The sequence below is a fragment of the Permianibacter fluminis genome (genome assembly GCF_013179735.1).
GTDB lineage: Bacteria > Pseudomonadota > Gammaproteobacteria > Enterobacterales > Permianibacteraceae > Permianibacter > Permianibacter fluminis.
This window is the reverse complement of the sequence record NZ_JABMEG010000001.1, coordinates 1595371-1611968: the sequence shown is the minus strand read 5'-3', so window position 1 is coordinate 1611968 and position 16598 is coordinate 1595371. Positions and strand designations below refer to the sequence as shown.

Genomic DNA, 16598 nt, shown 5'->3' with positions numbered 1-16598 from the left:
CAGATCGTTTAATAGCATCGGCCTGCCCCTGCCATGTTTTGTGACCTTGCCACCTACCTGCTCAACTGCTTGGGTTACAGAGTGATCAGCCATCGTTCGGCGCCAGGTGTTTGGCCTCTGTTGGCGTTGCTGCTGTGCTTGTTTGGCAGCCACGTGATCGCGGCGGAGCAGGCTGCGATCATCACCACAACAAAAACCACAGCAACTCCCAGCCCAAGCGCCTTTACAATTTCCACCTTCGAAAATGCCGAAGCGCTGGTCACACCGATGCAACAGGTCATCAGCCAGGCCTATGCTCGCTTGGGCATACAGGTGGAGATACGGCGACTGCCGCTAACCCGGTCGCTGTCGGAAGCCAATGCCGGTCGTTATGACGCCGAGCTCGGTCGGGTACAGGAAAATGCCAAAGAGGCGCCGAACCTGCTGATGCTGCCGATTGCAATTGGCGAAACGGCCTACCACGCCTACATGTTGAAAACGCGGGCCAAACCGGAATTCGCCCACTGGGCCGGGTTACGACAATCGGGGTTGCGGATCGGCGGTCGGCTGGGTGCACGCGTGCCGGAAGTACAACTGGGTGCGGCCTTGAATGTCCGCAATCAGACCCAGGAAGCGCTGATGAAAATGCTCATCGATGACCGGATTGATGTGGTGGTCGGCACCATGACCACTACGCGCGGCATTCTCGCCGCCATGAAAACCGAGCACCCGAATTGGGTTGCCCAGATAGTGGAGCTGCAACCACCTTTGCAGTTGCAGCCCTTCTACCACTTTCTGCACAAGCGTCACGCCGATCTGTTGCCCCGGCTCAACGCGGAGCTCGCCGCCATGCAAGCGGACGGCAGCATCGCCAGAATTTGGCGCGATGCCGCCGCGCCAGCAACCACGAAATGACAAATCGACACCGCCATCAACGGCCCTTGGTGATCACCACTTCAAGGTATTCACCGGGCACGATCAGCGAACTGGCGCCGCCAATGTTCAGCCGGTTCAGCAGTGCCGTGATATCCCGCTCCAGCACCTGCTGACCGGCCGCGTCCAGCGCAGCAAAGGCTTTGTGGGTCGGGCCATAGTAATCACGGAAAATCTGCAGCCAGTGGCTTGGCGATTGATAGCGGAAATTGAACATCCGGCGTTCACAGCGAATCTGCGCCGCGTGCGGTCCGAACAGTTCGACCAGATGCGATTCCGTGCCCCACAGTGCCGGTGATTTCAGTCCCGCCGGCGGCGGCACATGGGCACCGATCACCTTGAACAGCTGGCCGATAAAACCATCCGGCGTCCAGTTGGCCATGCCGAGCCGGCCACCGATGCGCAACACGCGCAGCATTTCATTGGCGACCCGGCCGTGATCCGGGGTGAACATCGCGCCGAAAGTCGATAGCACCACATCGAAGCTCCGATCATCAAACGGCAGCGCTTCGGCATCGGCGACCTGAAAATGCACGGCAAGGCCGTCGGCACGCGCGCGTTCCCGGCCCTTTTCCAGCAACGCCGGCACATAGTCGGTCGAGGTGACGTGGGCGAAGCGGCGCGCTGCTGCCAGCGTGGCATTGCCATTGCCGGCGGCAACGTCCAGCACCCGCTCGCCGGCACAGATATCTGCGGCTTCGGCCAGTTGCTCACCGACAATTTGCAGGGTGCTACCAATGACTGCAAAATCACCGCTGGCCCAGGTGGCCTGCTGACGCTGTTTGATCGCGGTAAAATCCGGCGCGCTGGCGCCGGCAGCCGTAACTGAACTCATGGACATGCTCCTTGTTGTCTGCTGTCAGTAGCTATCTACTGTCGGTAGTTGTCTGTCGTCGGTGGTTATCTGTCATCAGCCGTTAGCTGTTGTCGGTAACAACCCATCGACGCTACCGGAATCGTCGTTGCAACCGTGCCACGACGGGCGCATTGTCCGGAAACGCGGTCCGGGCCGATTGACCTTGCGTCCAGCGGATTTGCTCCGGCGTCCGCGATTGCGGTGCGCTGATCGCACACTGGCCGGGCCGCCGCTGCCCACCCCATGGAATGGCACCCGTATGAACCATGACGCCTTGTCGGATGTCCTGCGCAGCGTGCGCCTGCGCGGCGCGGTGTTTTATTACGTCAGCTTTCGCGATGAATGGGTCGCCGAAACGCCGGCGGCGCCGGAGCTGGCGAAAGCGCTGATGCCGGGTACCGAACACGTGCTGGCGTTTCATCTGGTTGTCCGTGGTGCCGGCTGGGCCGCCGCCGACGGCTTGCCACCGGTGCGGCTCGCAGCCGGCGACATCGTGATGTTTCCGCGCGGCGATACCCATGTGCTGTCGAGCGCGCCGGGCATGCATGCCGAGCGCGACACCAGTGACTGGCATTTCACCACCCGCAACGATCCCAAACCGATTGCACTCGCCTATCACCGTGGCGTACTGCGCCCCGGCGAACTCAGCCCGGCCGAAGACGCCAGCACCGTGGTGGTTTGCGGATTTATCGGCTGCGATCTGCGACCGTTCAATCCGCTGATTGCCTCACTGCCACGGCTGCTGCATCTGCCAGCGCCCGAGGTCAGCAGCTGGTTGAATCCCATGCTCAATCAGGCGGTCAATGAATCGCGATTGCGCAAGCCCGGCAGCGCGGCGGTGCTCGACCGGGTCAGCGAAATGGTATTTGTCGATGCCGTGCGCCGCTATCTGGAATCACTGCCGGAAACCGATCAGGCCGGCAGCGAAGCTGGCTGGCTGGCGGCGCTGCGCGATCCGCATGTCAGTCGCGCCATTGGTCTGCTGCATGAGCGCAGCGCCGAACCCTGGACGCTCGACGAACTCGGCAAACAAGTGGGCTTGTCGCGCTCGGCCTTGCATGAACGCTTCGTCAATCTGGTTGGCCAACCGCCGATTCAATACCTGACCAACTGGCGTATGCAATGCGGCGCTCTGTTACTGCGTGAAAGCAACGCCACCGTCGCCAGCATCGCGCTCGATGTCGGTTACGATTCCGAGGCGGCGTTCTCGCGCGCATTCAAGCGTCTGGTTGGCCAGCCGCCGGCGGCATGGCGACGGCAGCAGAAAGATCGCTAGTTGCGTGAACACTGCAATCGCTTTAACCGCGATAGCCGCCGCAATCACCATAACTACCGCGACCATCACTTCCGCCTCTAGCATCTCGCCGCAAAGCGGTCCGACATCTTGGCGGCAATGATGCTGATATGCTGCCGCAGCCACATCCGCGTGATACGCCGCATTGCAATGCGCCCAGTTGAAGCCCTGAAGTCATGAGTCACAAGTCTGCCCCTGCCGGTGGTCGCGGCGCCATTGCGGGCGCCATCAAGGCGTTTGCCCAGCAACGCATTCCGGTCAAGCTGGTCGGTTCATTCCTGCACGCCAACAAGCTCGACGGCTTCGACTGTCCCGGCTGCGCCTTTCCGGACAAGCCGGGCGCGCCCATGGTTGACAGCTGCGAGCAGGGTCAGAAAGCCATCGCTTGGGAAATGACCCGCAAACAAACCGGCGTCGATTTCTTTGCCGGCAAGACACCGGCACAGCTGCAGCAACTCAGCGATCACGAACTGGAAGCGCACGGCCGGCTGACCACGCCGATTCTCTATGAGAAACAGACTGGCGTTTTTCGCGCCATCAGTTGGGCCGATGCTTACGTTGTCATCGGCCGCGAAATGGCCGCCTTCACACCCGCGCAGGCGGCGTTTTACGCGTCCGGCCGCAGCAGCAATGAAGCGGCGTTTTTGTGGCAATTGATGGCGCGCAGCTATGGCTGCGCCAATCTGCCGGACTCCTCCAACTTCTGTCATGAACCGTCCGGCTTCGCGCTCAAGCAAGCGCTCGGCACCGGCAAAGGCACCTGCGCGCTGACCGATTTCGAGCACGCCGAACTGATTATCGTGATGGGTCAGAATCCGGCCAGCAATCACCCCCGCATGATGGTGGCGCTGTATGAGGCCGCGCAGCGCGGCGCGACGGTGCTGGCGTTTAATCCGTTAAAAGAACGCGGCTTCGACAATTTTTCTGATCCCAAAAATGTTGGTGAGCTGCTCCGCAATGACGGCGTCGCGGTGGCAAGCGCCATTCATCAGGTTCAACTCGGCGGCGATCTGGCGGCGCTGAAAGGCATCATCAAGGCGCTGCTGGAATTGGCCAGCACTGATCCGCAGGTGCTGGATCACGAATTCATTGCTCAGCACACCGACGGCTTTGCCGCGCTGTGCGAGGACGTGGCAAACGAATCCTGGCTGGTGCTGTGCGCCGCATCCGGCTTGACCGAAGCGGCGCTACGTGATGTGGCCAAGCGCTATGCCCTGTCGAACGCCACCATGATCACCTGGTGCATGGGCATCACCCATCATGAACACGCGGTTGCCACCATTCAGCACATCGTCAACCTGCTGCTGCTGCGCGGCAATATCGGCAAGCCCGGCGCCGGCGCGTTGCCGGTGCGTGGTCACTCGAATGTACAGGGCGACCGGACCATGGGCGCAACCTCCAGCGTCTCGGTCCAATTCCTCGACAATCTGGAAGCCGCATTTCCGGACGCCAAGCTGTGCCGCGAGGCCGGCCTGAATGCGGCCGCCGTGATCAACGGTTTGCTGGCTGGCGAGATTCGCGCGCTGCTCAGTCTCGGCGGCAATTTCGGCGTCGCCGCGCCCGATTCACCGCGGGTGCTGGCGGCGCTGGAAAAATGCCGGCTGACGGTTCATATCGCCACCAAACTGAATCGCACCCATTGCCACCCGGGCGAAATCGGTTTGCTGTTGCCAACACTGGGACGCACCGACATCGACACCCGGCAAGGCGCCGTGCAGTTCGTCACCACCGAAGATTCGATGAGCGTGGTGCGCCGCTCGCGTGGCGTGCAAGCGCCTATCGACGACGCCATGCAAATCAGCGAGCCGGCCATTGTCGCCAATATTGGCGCGCAGCTGGCGCCGCATGCCCGCAGCATTCCCTGGCTGGAGCTTGCCAACGATTACGCTCGCATTCGCGAATTCATCGAGCAGGGCCAGCGCGGAGTGACCGCCGGCTTCGAGCAATTCAACCAGCGCATCACCAGCGACGGCCGCGTGCAGCTACCCAACCGGGCTGCCCAGCGCCGTTTTGTCACGGCCAGCGGCAAGGCGGAATTCCGTGTGCATCCCTTGCCAAAGGAAAACGCCGTGCAGCTTGCGCGCCAGCGCCATGGCGACAGCGTGCTGGCACTGATGACGCTGCGCTCGCACGATCAGTTCAACACCACCGTTTACACCAATAACGATCGCTATCGTGGCGTGTTTGGTGATCGGCGCGTGCTGCTGATCCACGCGGACGATCTGAACCGGCGCGGTCTTTTTCCCGGCGATCAGGTGGATATCGAGGCCGTCAGCAACGACGGCATTGTCCGCCGGGTCAGCCGCTTCACCACCGTCGCCTACGACATCCCGCGCGGCTGTGTCGCCGCCTATTTTCCGGAAGCGTCCGCGCTGCTGGCCGCCGGCATCCACAGCACCCAGACCCAGACGCCGGCGTACAAAGATGTGCCGGTGTTGCTGTATCGCTCGCGCTGAGGTTTCTGCGTCGGGCAGTCAACCAAACGCCGTTGCCGGCGTTATCTACGCTGGGCTCCTGCTTGCTGCTGAGTGAATGACGGCCGTCTGCGCCACGCGCATTTTTTTGCGCGGGCCGGATTTGCCGCTCCGGGCAGGAGGCCTGTCACCGCTTATCACCGCTCTTCGCTACTTTTCACCAGACACCTAGGGATGGTTGTTGCCATGAAATTATTGCCCAACGCTGTATGCGACTGGCGCTTGCTCGCCAGCATCGGTCTGTTGCTCACTGCCGCCGTACCTACCTTGGCGGCTACGCCACCGCCGATTGAACCACCGATCGACAACGCGGCAACCGCGGAAACCCGCCAGCTTCACAGCAAGCTCATTGCGCTAGCCGATGCCGATGGCTTTGCATTTGGCAATCAGGGCGACTACCACAGCGGTGTCGGCTGGGATGATCTGCCAGATGACATTATCCGGCCATCCGACATTTATCAGGTCTTGAATGTTCACGCCGGCGTCAGCGGCTACAACGCCAATTGGCTGTTCGACAAGGACAACAAGGCGAACTATGCCGCCTTTGATGAAATCGGCAAGGAAATGCAAATCGCCAGTCATCGCGGTGCGCTGATCACGCTGCACTGGCCGATGGACAATCCGGTCGCCCCAGCAGATGACCGAAATTGCACAGACTGCTCGCATCTCATCGATAGCGTACTTGAACACAAGGTGTACGATCCGGACAACCGTGGCGAACAAGGCGAAAATTATCTGCTGTGGACGCAGTGGATGGATGTGCTCGCCGAATTCATCAAGACCAGAGCGGTCGATGGCGGCAAGGCCATTCCGATTCTGTTTCGACCGTGGCATGAAATGAACCAGGGTGAAGATGGCGTCGGCCGCTGGTATCAGGTTGCCAACAACTCACGCGAGGAGTATCTGGCGCTGTGGCAGCAAACGGTAAGCTACTTGCGTGACAAAAAAGGCATCCACAACCTGCTGTATGTTTACGCCCCCAGTCTGAACGCCATCGCCTGCGAGGGCTGCAAGCCGAGTGAAAAATATCTGGAGAACTATCCCGGTAATGATTGGGTAGATGTCATGGCTGGCGATTGCTATGCCGAGGGCATTGCCGACAGTCAGGCCCGCTTTGCCCACCTGACCCAAGGCATCCAGATTATTGCCGACACCGCCCGCACGAACGGCAAAATCCCGGCCTTGTCCGAAACCGGCTACAAGGACGGATTGCAACACGACGTCGGCAACAACTTCTGGTATTCCCAGTGGCTGCTTGGCGTCAGCGGCGCTGTGCCCGCCAAGCTCAAACGAATGGCCTACGTGATGAGCTGGAGCAATTCCGGCGATGCAGCCGAGCCCAAGTTTTTTGTGCCGTATCCCAAGCCGACCAAAGAGCATGACGAGATCGCCGACTTTCGCGCGTTTCACGCCAGCCATATGCCGTTGTTCGCCGGCGACTTGCGCGCCATGTTTGACGGAGCGAAGTAAGGGAAGAATGGAGAGCGGACGCTTTTGGCTTTCTCAGTGCGATGGGTCAGATAGATTGATGCTATGCGTGCTGAGCTGAACCACCCCCAGCCCCTCCTTGACAAGGAGGGGCTGGGGGTGCGAATCGCTGCTCAAGTGACTGGGCGAGGTTGCCGGTATGGCTGCAAGCATTGCTCGCGTGTTCGACTGGAGTCCGCTCAGTTGCGCGCGTGCGAGATCTGGAACTTGTCGATGCCTTCGAAGCGCAGCAACTCGTTTGACAGCTCCATCAGGCTCGCGCTCTTGCGCCCCTCCACGGCAACAGCGACGAACTGCCACTGCACCTGGGTGTTTTCATAAGTGATCGAGAACGAACCATTGGCGATGATGTAGCCGCGTTCGGTCGCAACCCGGCGCAGCGTATCTTCGGTGGCGATGAAGCCGGGTCGGAATCGCATGATGATGGTAACCGCCGGCCGGGTCGGCAAACGCGCTTCAATTTTCGAACCCCACATCATCAGCGATGCCGACAACAACGCCAGCAGAATGGCCGCGGCATAGAACCCGACACCGACCAGCACACCGATCGCAGACGACGCCCAGATGGACGCCGCCGTGGTCAGGCCGCTGATGTTCATGCCTTCTTTCATGATCACACCGGCGCCGAGAAAACCGATGCCGGTGACAATGCCCTGAATGATCCGGGTCGGATCTGCAGCGGCCACCATGGTGGTTGCGTGCGCGCCAAACCACTGTTCCGGATAGCCCGCCAGTACGGTCAGTGCTGCCGATGCCATGCAAACCATGCCGTACGTGCGCATGCCCGCCGCGCGGCCGTGGTAGCTGCGCTCGTAGCCGACAATCAAACCCAGCAACAACGCCCCGGCCAGACTGAAGAAGACCACCAGATTGATCTGCAGTGCCAATGCGGTCCAGTGATTGGCAAAGACATTGAGCGGATGAGACGACACGACGCACCTCGGTGAACGGCCCGCGGGCGCGGACGCCCGACTGCTGACAGCAAGCGTAGTTCAAGCTGGCGCGGTGATGCCCGGGGTCTAAACCGGCCTGCCGGACCGGCAACCGAACTTGCAGCCGGACCCAATCGTGCGGATGTGAACAGCAAGGCCGAATGGTCGCGACACAGGCGTGGCCGTGGCTATGACAATGGCAATGGCAGCGACATGCCAGCGGACGACTACACTGAACGCAGGCAGCCACGGAGATGAACAAACGTGGCCGACTGTTGTAGTCAACGAACGGGGTCGCCCCCCAAGTGAGAGCCGCGAGCGACATGGCGAATTGCAAGCAGCGCAGGTGCTCACCCCCACACTGGCGACGGCTGCCATATCACCTTGGGCTGACACGCGGCCTGCTCGGCCTTGTGCTGTCTTGCTCGTCCAGTCTGGCTTCACCATCGAACGTAGCAGCGGCAACGCACTCTACAGCGACGGCTACAACACCTGCTACAGCGACAGCGCCGTTCACCATTGTGGTCGATCAGCAGAGCAGCTACGACTCCTGTCAGGTGATCGAAATGCGGATCACGCAATACATTCTGGTGGAACGGCTGAAGCAGGCCTATCGCTGCGACAGCCTGCCGTGGATCCGGGCGCAACTGCTGGTCAAGTCCGGCGAACGTGACGCCATGGTGACCATCCCGACGAATGAGCGCCGGCAATACGCTGACGTTTCCGCGCTGCCGGTGGTCACGCTGAACATGCGCATGTTTGTTGCCAACGACTCACCGCGTTACGGCGAACTATCGAACGCCAAGACGCTTGACGATCTGAAGGCTGGCACATTCATCGCACAAGCCGGCTCCGGCTGGGCCAAGAAGCAGATTGAGCCACGCCACCTCGCCATCGAATGGGCCGGCAATATCGAAAATGTGTTTCGCATGCTGAAAACCCGGCGCGGTGATTTCACGATTCAGGGTGACATCTACGCCATGCCCATCCTGAAAGCCTTGGCGTTCGAGGACCAGATCAGCATCACGCCGGTGATCTTTGATCGAGCGGACTATCACTTGCTGATTTCCAAGCAATCGGCCCAGCGCGAACTGATGCAACGGTTCGACGCCGAGCTAAAAACCATGACCGCCGACGGCAGGCTCACCATCGTTACCCAGCAAGCCATGCAGGCGATCAGTGACGAGATGAGCAGCAAATATAAGAAGTAAAACACCCAACCAACAGATCAACCGAAAAGAAAAGCGGCCACCGCTTCAAAAATGGTAGCGCGCGCTGAGCTCAGCCAGCCCAAAGTCGCCGTACTGGCTGTACTGAAAGCCGATACTGAAACGCTGCGCTGGCAGCCAGCGAATATTGGCAGCGCCGTAAAGCTCCCCGCCATCCTCGCTGATGACCCCGGCGTCCCAGGTCAGCTCAAAGAAACGGCCCAAACCATGGCGAGCCCCCGCGCTCAATAGCGCGTCATCGCGATCCTCTAGGTCCCGGTAGAACCCGAACGGCGCGTCAATCACATGCTCATCACCGGGAAACTCGCGATGCAAGCCACCCGCTTTGATAAACCAGTCCGACTGGTCCGTGTGGTGGAATATATAGCCGGCGGTGATTGACAGCACCGTAACTGACAGCGTCTGCGCCGTGCAATTTTCCCTGATGGCATTCGATTCGAATTGCAGCGCCCCGACAAACCATTGCGGCGCAAACTGCCAGCTTGCCGCGATGGCTGTGCCATTCAAATGCGTGGTTTCCGACCAGGCGCACTCGAAGTAGGTTTCACCATGTCCCACCTGAACGTAACTGAAGGGCTGCTTGGAGTCCGCTCTGGCGACGGCATTGACAAAACTGAGTACACAAATCACACAAAAAGTAAAAAACATGCGGAACATGAGCAAGGATCCTTCTTGCAGAAAGGGAGTGCCGTTCAATGTCGGCGCAATAACGCCGCGCCGGCGAGCATAGCAAAAATCACGTTATTGGCACGACTCTGATTTTCGATACGCCGGAATTCGAAGTGCGATGGAAAATGGGCCAGCAGCCTGGCTAAATTGCTCAGTCAAGTGAACAAACGCAATGAGTGGCCGCTAGAACTCCCTTCTTGTCGAACGCGAAGCAAAAAAGCAGCGCCGATGCGCTGCCCGAAGTGATTGAACCAAATAGCACTAAGCCGTGCGCGCTGAGCTGCCCCACCGTCCGTTTCTTGACAGGGAGTGGAGCACCTGCGGGAGTGGAACGAAACTAACGCAAGACACTGGGCCCACGCTTCGGCAACCGCTCCTGCGTTGCTCTACCTCCTGCATCCTTGCAGTCGTTCGCGGGGGTGACAGTTCCGTTATTGCTTAATCGCCGGGGCCCGCATGAAGCCTTTTCCCGCGAAGCCGACAAGCCGCTCGAAATCGCAAATCAATCCGCCGTTTGCGGTAGCCACTGAAAAACCTGCTCCAGCGGCACGTTGAACACCTGCGCGATGCGGAACGCGGCTTCCAGGGTCGGCGAATATTTGCCGGCTTCAATGGCAGCGATGGTCTGCCGGGTCACGCCGATGCGCTGACCGAGTTCGGCCTGCGACATTTCACCGTGATGGAAACGCAGCGTGCGGATCTGGTTGGTGATGGTGCCGTTCATCATGCTTGCCTGCGATAGCTGACAACGATCAGGCTGTATCGCACGAACTCCGCCAGCGCAATCGTGAACAGCGATGCGTTCACCAAGGTCCAGCCGCGTGACAAGAACGGCATCACGCCGCCGACCAGAATGAAACCGAAGATCAGCAAGTGGTAAGCGACATTCTGCGAGCTGCTGCCGATGGCGCGATCGCGCTCGTCAGGCGGCACCCGGGCATCGTCCGGGGCGCTGCGTCGGAGCGACAAATGACCGATGCCCAGAATCACCAACTGGGTGATGGCCGCCACGGCATACCAGCCCAGCAGGCGCAGGTTGGGCACTTCCTCGCCCGGAGCGGCGATAGCCACATAGCCAAAGTACGGGCCAAAGGTCACGGCCATGGCAATCAGGGTGAGCCAGGCGGTTTTTTCACGGTAGGGCACGGCAGTCTCCTCGGTTCCATTTGAGATGTCATTTACATCGAACCTTATGTTAGTTATTTTTAACATCAAGTCAAGCATAACTACCATTTTCAGAGACACCAACGGTCTACCCCCTCCAAACCCACCTCGTTCCGCCAGGCAAAACCTGCCCTTTTTCCGGCTAGGCGATTGCCAACGTTATCGGCGGGTCCGCTGCGCTTGACCCGCCCTACGGCATGACAAGTGCGCGCGGGCGGTTTCACCCTCTCCCCAGCCCTCCTCCGTCGAGGGGAGGGAGACAACAGAATCGGCAGCGCCGTGTTGTAGCAAGTCGTAGGGCAGCTCAAGCGAAGCGGAGCGGCCGTGTCAGCGAGCATCATTTTCTGCTGAATTTCAGAGTAGACATGTTTTCCCTCCCCCTCGACGGGGGAGGGATCAAGGGAGAGGGTGATCTCGTCGCACGTTTCCAAGCAAGATTTGGAAACCTCATCTCACACCTTCATCCTGCGCTTTAGGCGCTAGGCGATTGCCAATGCTATCGGCGGGTCCGCTGCGCTTGACCCGCCCTACGTGATGACGTCGGTCGATGCCAATCAGATTGCCGTTGCCCAGCGCCCCACTTCACAACCGGCACCGCATCCATAGACGAAAAACCGCAACACCAATCAACCAGCCAACACATTCCCGATTCGCGGTAACCACATCATCAGGATTGCCGCGACCACGCCGAGTAGCGTGATCAGCGCCGCGAGCGACAGCATTGCAGCAACCCACCATTTTCGCGCCACATGGTGTTGGCGTTGGGCCCAGAACCACAGTTCGGCAACGGCCATCGGCAGCGCATAACAAGCAACGGAAATGAAAAGATCGACCGGGCCATCGAGATTATTGGTGTTGCCGTTTTGGCCGTGGTTGACCAGATACCAGCCCATCAAATACAAGCGGAAGGTCCAGACCCCGTTGATCAGCAAAAACGCATGCACCGCCCAGCGCCGGTGCCGATCAAACTGCCGGGCGCGAGCAGCCCGCCACGCCAGCAGCACGGCCACAGGAATCAACAGTCCGTTAATCGTGATGCCGATGGCACCCAGATCACTCAAACGGGAGCCGCGTACCCAGGTCAGATACAAACCGGTCAGCGCGCCGAGCAAGCCCATCACCAGAAACACCCGGCCATTCCAGCGATGCAGCTGTGGCCAGCGCCGTCGCAGCGCCGGCAGCAATTGCAGCACGCCGCCCACACTAAGCATGGCCGCCGGTAGCACATGGGCAAACAACATCAGGTTGCCGACCGTATCGCCGGCAACATAACCGGTGATCGGTCGCGCCTGATTGGCGCCCTCATAGTTGCCGGTCAGCGCCGGCACCGCGTACAGCACGGCAATGTAAAACGCGAACAGCCATTGCCCGGCCAACGCGACCAGCACCCAACCGGTCACGCTGAGCTGCAAGGCGCGGTCCGCCGAGTGATAGCCACTCCCCACCCCAGTAACACCGGCGCTGCCGGTCAGTGACGTCTGCATGAATTCCTCGTCAATAGAATGAACAATGCAGCGCAGCGTGACGGTCGCGCCGGCGGCCGTCGTGCCGAATTTGAAAATCGGCGCAGGGTTTTGCCGTGTGGTGGCCGGCACGCGGTAAAGAAACCGAAACATCTTGCCGGTTGACGGTCGCCGGCAGCGGCGCGAGCATCCGCACAACGGAACACAGCAGGACGGACGGGACATGGACATTCGGCTATTGCAGGGAGCGGTCGTGCTGACGGCGCTGGGCCTGCTGTTGCTGCAGGTCACGGTGCGGCAGAAACAGACCGTGCATCTGGTGTTCGCGGTGTTCTGCGGCTCCATGGCAATGATGATGGCCAAGCGGCTCGGCGCGGACACGCTCGGCCCCTATCAATACCTGCTCGGCCTCGGCGCCTGCGCCACCTGCAACGGCTATTGGCTGGTGGCCCGTGCGCTGTTTCGCGAGCAGCATGCCGTGGCGGGTCGGCATCTGTTGATCGCCGGCAGCGTGGCGCTGCTATTGATGAGCGACCAAGGGATCACCCTGCTCAGCAGCTTGCACCAAGCCCCGGAGAGCACATGGCTGCCGGTCCAATCCGCGCTCAACGCCCTGATGGGCTTGTTGTCCTCATGCTTGCTGGTGCTGGCCTTCTGGGAAGGGGCTCGTGGCTGGACTAGCGCAAATCGCACCGACCGCTTGCAGCGCATGATCTTTCTGCTCTGCTACGGCGTGTCGGTACTGAGCACTACCGTGGTCAAAGCCATCGCGCCGGCGATCACCGATCCGCAGGCGCACAGCACACTGAACGAAATCGCCATCGCTCTGGCTTCACTGCTGATGCTGCTGGTGACGCAAGTGCTGATCCGTTGGCGCCATCCGGCCCGCGCAGCTTCACCGCATTCCATCAACGTCTGCCCACCTGAATCGACAGTCAGCTTCAGTGAACCGATCACCAATGATTCCGTGCAACCGGTTTCAGAACCCGCAGTCAATGACGCCGAGCAATCACTCGCCGAACACATTCACCGCGCCCTGCGCGAGCAACAACGCTATCTGGAAACGGAACTGAAAGTGGCCGACCTGGCCCGGCAATTCGAGGTCTCGGAATACCGCATCAGCCGCGCCATTCATAATCATCTGGGCGCACGCAACTTCAATCAATTGATCAACAGTCTTCGCGTCGAACACGCCAAAACCCTGCTCGCCGATCCGGCGAAACAACACTGGCCGGTATTGGTCGTCGGGTTGGAAAGCGGCTTCGCCTCCGTCGGGCCCTTCACCCGCGCCTTCAAAGCCATGGCCGGTTGCACGCCCGGCGAATACCGCAAAGCCATGCAAGCCAAACCGCTGATGACTTCAACAGTGAACGCCTGAGTTCTTTGCGCTTCTGTTGTTGGGGCACAGCAGCTACTGATGCGGCCCCGAATTCCGTTTTCCCCCTCTCCTACGGGAGAGGGCCGGGGTGAGGGTCCCCGCCGCACACACCAAAACAAACCTACACAAGCATTTTGGCCTCCCCCTCTCCCTCGACGGGGCGAATGCAAGAATTCACGATGCACTGCTTCGTGCCGCTGCAGCGCCACGAGTTAGCGAGTGGCAGGGGCGCGGAGCGGAGCGGGGCTAGGGAGAGGGTGAACCATCAGCACGCACCGCATCTTCCAATCAAACCCAAACTCACTCTTTCCCCTTCCTCCGCTTCCCTTTCTCCTTCACCACCGGCTCCGCCTTTAACCACTGCTCCGGGCACGGCTGCAACTGCGCCTGCAAATCCGCTTCACTGCTTTCCGGGTCACACCACGTATTTATCCCCTGCTCATCCAGAATCACCGGCATGCGATCATGAATCGCTCCGACCACGGCATTGGGTTCGGTGGTGAGGATCACCGCTTCCTTGTTGTCATCCTGAGTCGAGGGCGACCAGATGGCCGCAATGGCAAACAGATCTGTTTGCGTGGGTGTGAACAAGTAGCGTTCGAACTCGGCCTGCGAGCCTTCGACTCGCGGCTCAAAAAAGCCACCGCACGGCACCACGCAGCGGCGCTCGCGCACGGCAGTCTTGAACGTGCGGGCAGTGAATACTGTCTCCGAGCGGGCGTTGATCACCGGCATGGTGTCGCCGGCTTCCTGCTTCCATTTCGGCAACATGCCCCAGCGCACCAGCTCGGCGGTCGGCAAACCGCCGGTCATTTGGTAGGCCACCATCATGGCATTGCGGATCAGGTTCTTGCGCGGGCCGGGCCGGCCATCGTCATCCGGCAACTCCGGCCCGAGCAGTATCTCGATGATCTCGGCCGGAATGCCGTGATCGACCATCCACTTGCGCAGCACCTTGGCCGCCGCCTTTTGCATGGAACCGCACATGGGCGCCTCCGCCCCATCACGCCAGAAGCAAACAATAGTCGCTCTCGCGGCAGGCGTCGGTTCGGCGGGCGGGATTTACCGGAAAGCGGGAAACAGCGAGCGAAAGGTAAGGCGGGTTCGGAGCGCAAGCGACAACCCGCCATCTCGAATCACGCTCCACCTACCGAGGCTGAAACGGTGGCTTGCTTCGCGAAGCCACCCTACGCCGAACCGACCGTTCACCTTGCGCGCGTTAATCCGTCTTACGCGCGTTACCCGTCGGCATTTTTCCCCAACCAACTTTCACAGTGCCGGCGTGGCAGCCGTTCACAGCCCCAGCCGCTGTCACCCTTTCGTCACGATGTTGTCACCCATCAGCCCCGACATCGCCGTACCACTGTGACTTTCTTGTCATACAACGCATCTAGTGTGACCCGTGCAGATCTTCTGCCTAGCAATCAAAAGGAAATCAACATGAAACATCCGTTGTTAACGGCTGCCGTGTTGTTGATCACAGCCATCGGCGTCACCCTGACTGCACAAGCGGAGCAACCCAGCTCGCAGCAGCAATCCCATCAACGCATTGAGCTTGGACCGCGGCCCTATTTTTTGCTGTCCCAAATGAATGAGGGGCCGTTAAAGAGCCGGCTTGAGCGCTGCCAAAATAGTGAACCACGCAGAACAATGTTCTCGATTGGTCATCGTGGCGCCGCGCTGCAATTCCCTGAGCACACGGAAGAGTCGTATCGGGCCGCCGCCAAGATGGGCGCTGGCATTCTGGAATGTGACGTCACCTTTACCAAGGACAAGGAATTGGTTTGCCGCCATTCGCAATGCGATCTACACACCACCACCAACATTCTCGAAACCCCGCTGGCGGCAAAATGCAGCAAACCGTTCACGCCCGCCCAGTATGACGCAGCTGGGAATTTGCTCGCACCTGCCAGCGCACAGTGCTGCACCAGTGATCTCACCGTCGAGGAATTCAAAAGCCTGCGTGGCAAAATGGACGCCGCCAACCCGATGGCACGTACCGTCGCCGAGTACATGGGCGGCACGGCAAATTTCCGCACCGACCTTTACGCCGGCCCAAGCAGTGGCACCTTGCTGACCCACAAAGAGAGCATCGCGTTGTTCAAGTCCCTGGGCAGCAAAATGACGCCGGAATTGAAAGCGGCCAGCGTCACCATGCCGTTTGACGGCTTTACCCAGCAGCAGTACGCCCAGAAAATGATTGATGAGTACAAAGCCGCCGGCGTCAATCCGCGCCGGGTGTTTGCCCAATCCTTCAATATCGCTGACGTGCTGTATTGGATTGACCATGAACAAAGCTTCGGTCGCCAAGCGGTCTATCTGGACGATATCGACCCGACCGATACCGACCCCAACAATGATCTACCGGCCTCGTTTGATGAGCTGCGCCAACTCCACAGTCGTGGAGTCAATATTGTTGCGCCACCGATGTGGGCACTGCTGAGCACAGATAACGTTGATCGCATTGTCCCGAGCCGGTATGCGCGCGACATAAAGCACGCCGGTCTGGACATCATCACCTGGACGCTGGAACGCTCCGGCATTCTCGCGGATGGTGATGGTGGCTGGTATTACCAATCCATCAACAACGCCCTGAAGAATGAAGGTTCAACCTTTGAGGCACTGCATGTGTTGGCGCGAGATGTCGGCGTCCGTGGGGTGTTCTCCGACTGGCCCGCGACCACAAGCTATTACGCCAGCTGCATGGGCTTGGAATAAGGTTCTCACCGCCTAGCTGCT

Annotated in this window: 14 protein-coding genes; 7 read left to right on the top strand and 7 right to left on the bottom strand. The window is 60.0% G+C overall.

The features are described 5' to 3' along the window. Positions 1–120 precede the first annotated feature (120 nt). Positions 121–894, top strand: coding sequence for a substrate-binding periplasmic protein (locus HPT27_RS06935; RefSeq protein ID WP_172240881.1), 774 nt, complete (start codon positions 121–123; stop codon positions 892–894). 16 nt (positions 895–910) lie between these two features. On the opposite strand, the gene HPT27_RS06930 is transcribed toward HPT27_RS06935, so the two are convergent. Continuing rightward, positions 911–1747 carry a class I SAM-dependent methyltransferase gene (locus HPT27_RS06930; protein WP_172240878.1) on the bottom strand — a complete coding sequence of 279 codons (837 nt, stop codon included), beginning with the start codon at positions 1745–1747 and terminating at the stop codon, positions 911–913. A 280-nt stretch (positions 1748–2027) separates the two neighbouring features. Between HPT27_RS06930 and HPT27_RS06925 the strand changes: the two genes are divergently transcribed. From HPT27_RS06925 to HPT27_RS06915, 3 genes are all read left to right on the top strand, one after another. Beyond that, a complete protein-coding gene (locus HPT27_RS06925; protein ID WP_172240875.1) occupies positions 2028–3044 on the top strand; it encodes an AraC family transcriptional regulator in 1017 nt (338 codons plus the stop codon). Positions 3045–3238: 194 nt separating this feature from the next. Continuing rightward, on the top strand, positions 3239–5518 hold the full coding sequence (locus tag HPT27_RS06920; RefSeq protein ID WP_172240872.1) for an FdhF/YdeP family oxidoreductase: 2280 nt from the start codon (positions 3239–3241) through the stop codon (positions 5516–5518). A gap of 204 nt (positions 5519–5722) precedes the next feature. After that, entirely contained in the window at positions 5723–7006 is a 1284-nt protein-coding gene (locus tag HPT27_RS06915; protein WP_172240869.1) for a glycoside hydrolase family 26 protein, read from the top strand. Between the two features lie 197 nt (positions 7007–7203). Here HPT27_RS06915 and HPT27_RS06910 read toward each other — a convergent pair whose 3' ends face one another. Continuing rightward, positions 7204–7956, bottom strand: a complete 753-nt coding sequence (locus tag HPT27_RS06910; protein ID WP_172240866.1) for an MgtC/SapB family protein — start codon at positions 7954–7956, stop codon at positions 7204–7206. Positions 7957–8522: 566 nt separating this feature from the next. Between HPT27_RS06910 and HPT27_RS06905 the strand changes: the two genes are divergently transcribed. Then, positions 8523–9167 carry a substrate-binding periplasmic protein gene (locus tag HPT27_RS06905; protein WP_172240863.1) on the top strand — a complete coding sequence of 215 codons (645 nt, stop codon included), beginning with the start codon at positions 8523–8525 and terminating at the stop codon, positions 9165–9167. A gap of 45 nt (positions 9168–9212) precedes the next feature. On the opposite strand, the gene HPT27_RS06900 is transcribed toward HPT27_RS06905, so the two are convergent. The 4 genes from HPT27_RS06900 to HPT27_RS06885 all read right to left on the bottom strand — a co-directional run bounded on the left by HPT27_RS06900 (position 9213) and on the right by HPT27_RS06885 (position 12502). Beyond that, positions 9213–9881, bottom strand: a complete 669-nt coding sequence (locus HPT27_RS06900; protein WP_172240860.1) for a hypothetical protein — start codon at positions 9879–9881, stop codon at positions 9213–9215. A gap of 475 nt (positions 9882–10356) precedes the next feature. Then, entirely contained in the window at positions 10357–10581 is a 225-nt protein-coding gene (locus HPT27_RS06895; protein WP_172240857.1) for a helix-turn-helix transcriptional regulator, read from the bottom strand. Then, positions 10578–11000 carry a hypothetical protein gene (locus tag HPT27_RS06890; RefSeq protein ID WP_172240854.1) on the bottom strand — a complete coding sequence of 141 codons (423 nt, stop codon included), beginning with the start codon at positions 10998–11000 and terminating at the stop codon, positions 10578–10580. The genes HPT27_RS06895 and HPT27_RS06890 overlap by 4 nt, the downstream gene beginning before the upstream one ends. A 644-nt stretch (positions 11001–11644) precedes the next feature. Then, entirely contained in the window at positions 11645–12502 is an 858-nt protein-coding gene (locus HPT27_RS06885) for a DUF2306 domain-containing protein (protein WP_172240851.1), read from the bottom strand. Positions 12503–12704: 202 nt separating this feature from the next. On the opposite strand from HPT27_RS06885, the gene HPT27_RS06880 reads away from it, so the two are divergent. Then, positions 12705–13859: a helix-turn-helix domain-containing protein gene (locus HPT27_RS06880; protein ID WP_172240848.1), complete on the top strand. Its 1155-nt coding sequence runs from the start codon at positions 12705–12707 to the stop codon at positions 13857–13859. Between the two features lie 300 nt (positions 13860–14159). On the opposite strand, the gene HPT27_RS06875 is transcribed toward HPT27_RS06880, so the two are convergent. Beyond that, positions 14160–14846, bottom strand: a complete 687-nt coding sequence (locus tag HPT27_RS06875; RefSeq protein ID WP_172240845.1) for an SOS response-associated peptidase — start codon at positions 14844–14846, stop codon at positions 14160–14162. 453 nt (positions 14847–15299) lie between these two features. Here HPT27_RS06875 and HPT27_RS06870 point away from each other — a divergent pair, with 453 nt between their 5' ends. Beyond that, positions 15300–16577 (top strand): glycerophosphodiester phosphodiesterase family protein, encoded by a 1278-nt coding sequence (locus tag HPT27_RS06870; protein ID WP_172240842.1) that lies wholly within the window; start codon positions 15300–15302, stop codon positions 16575–16577. Positions 16578–16598 lie beyond the last annotated feature (21 nt).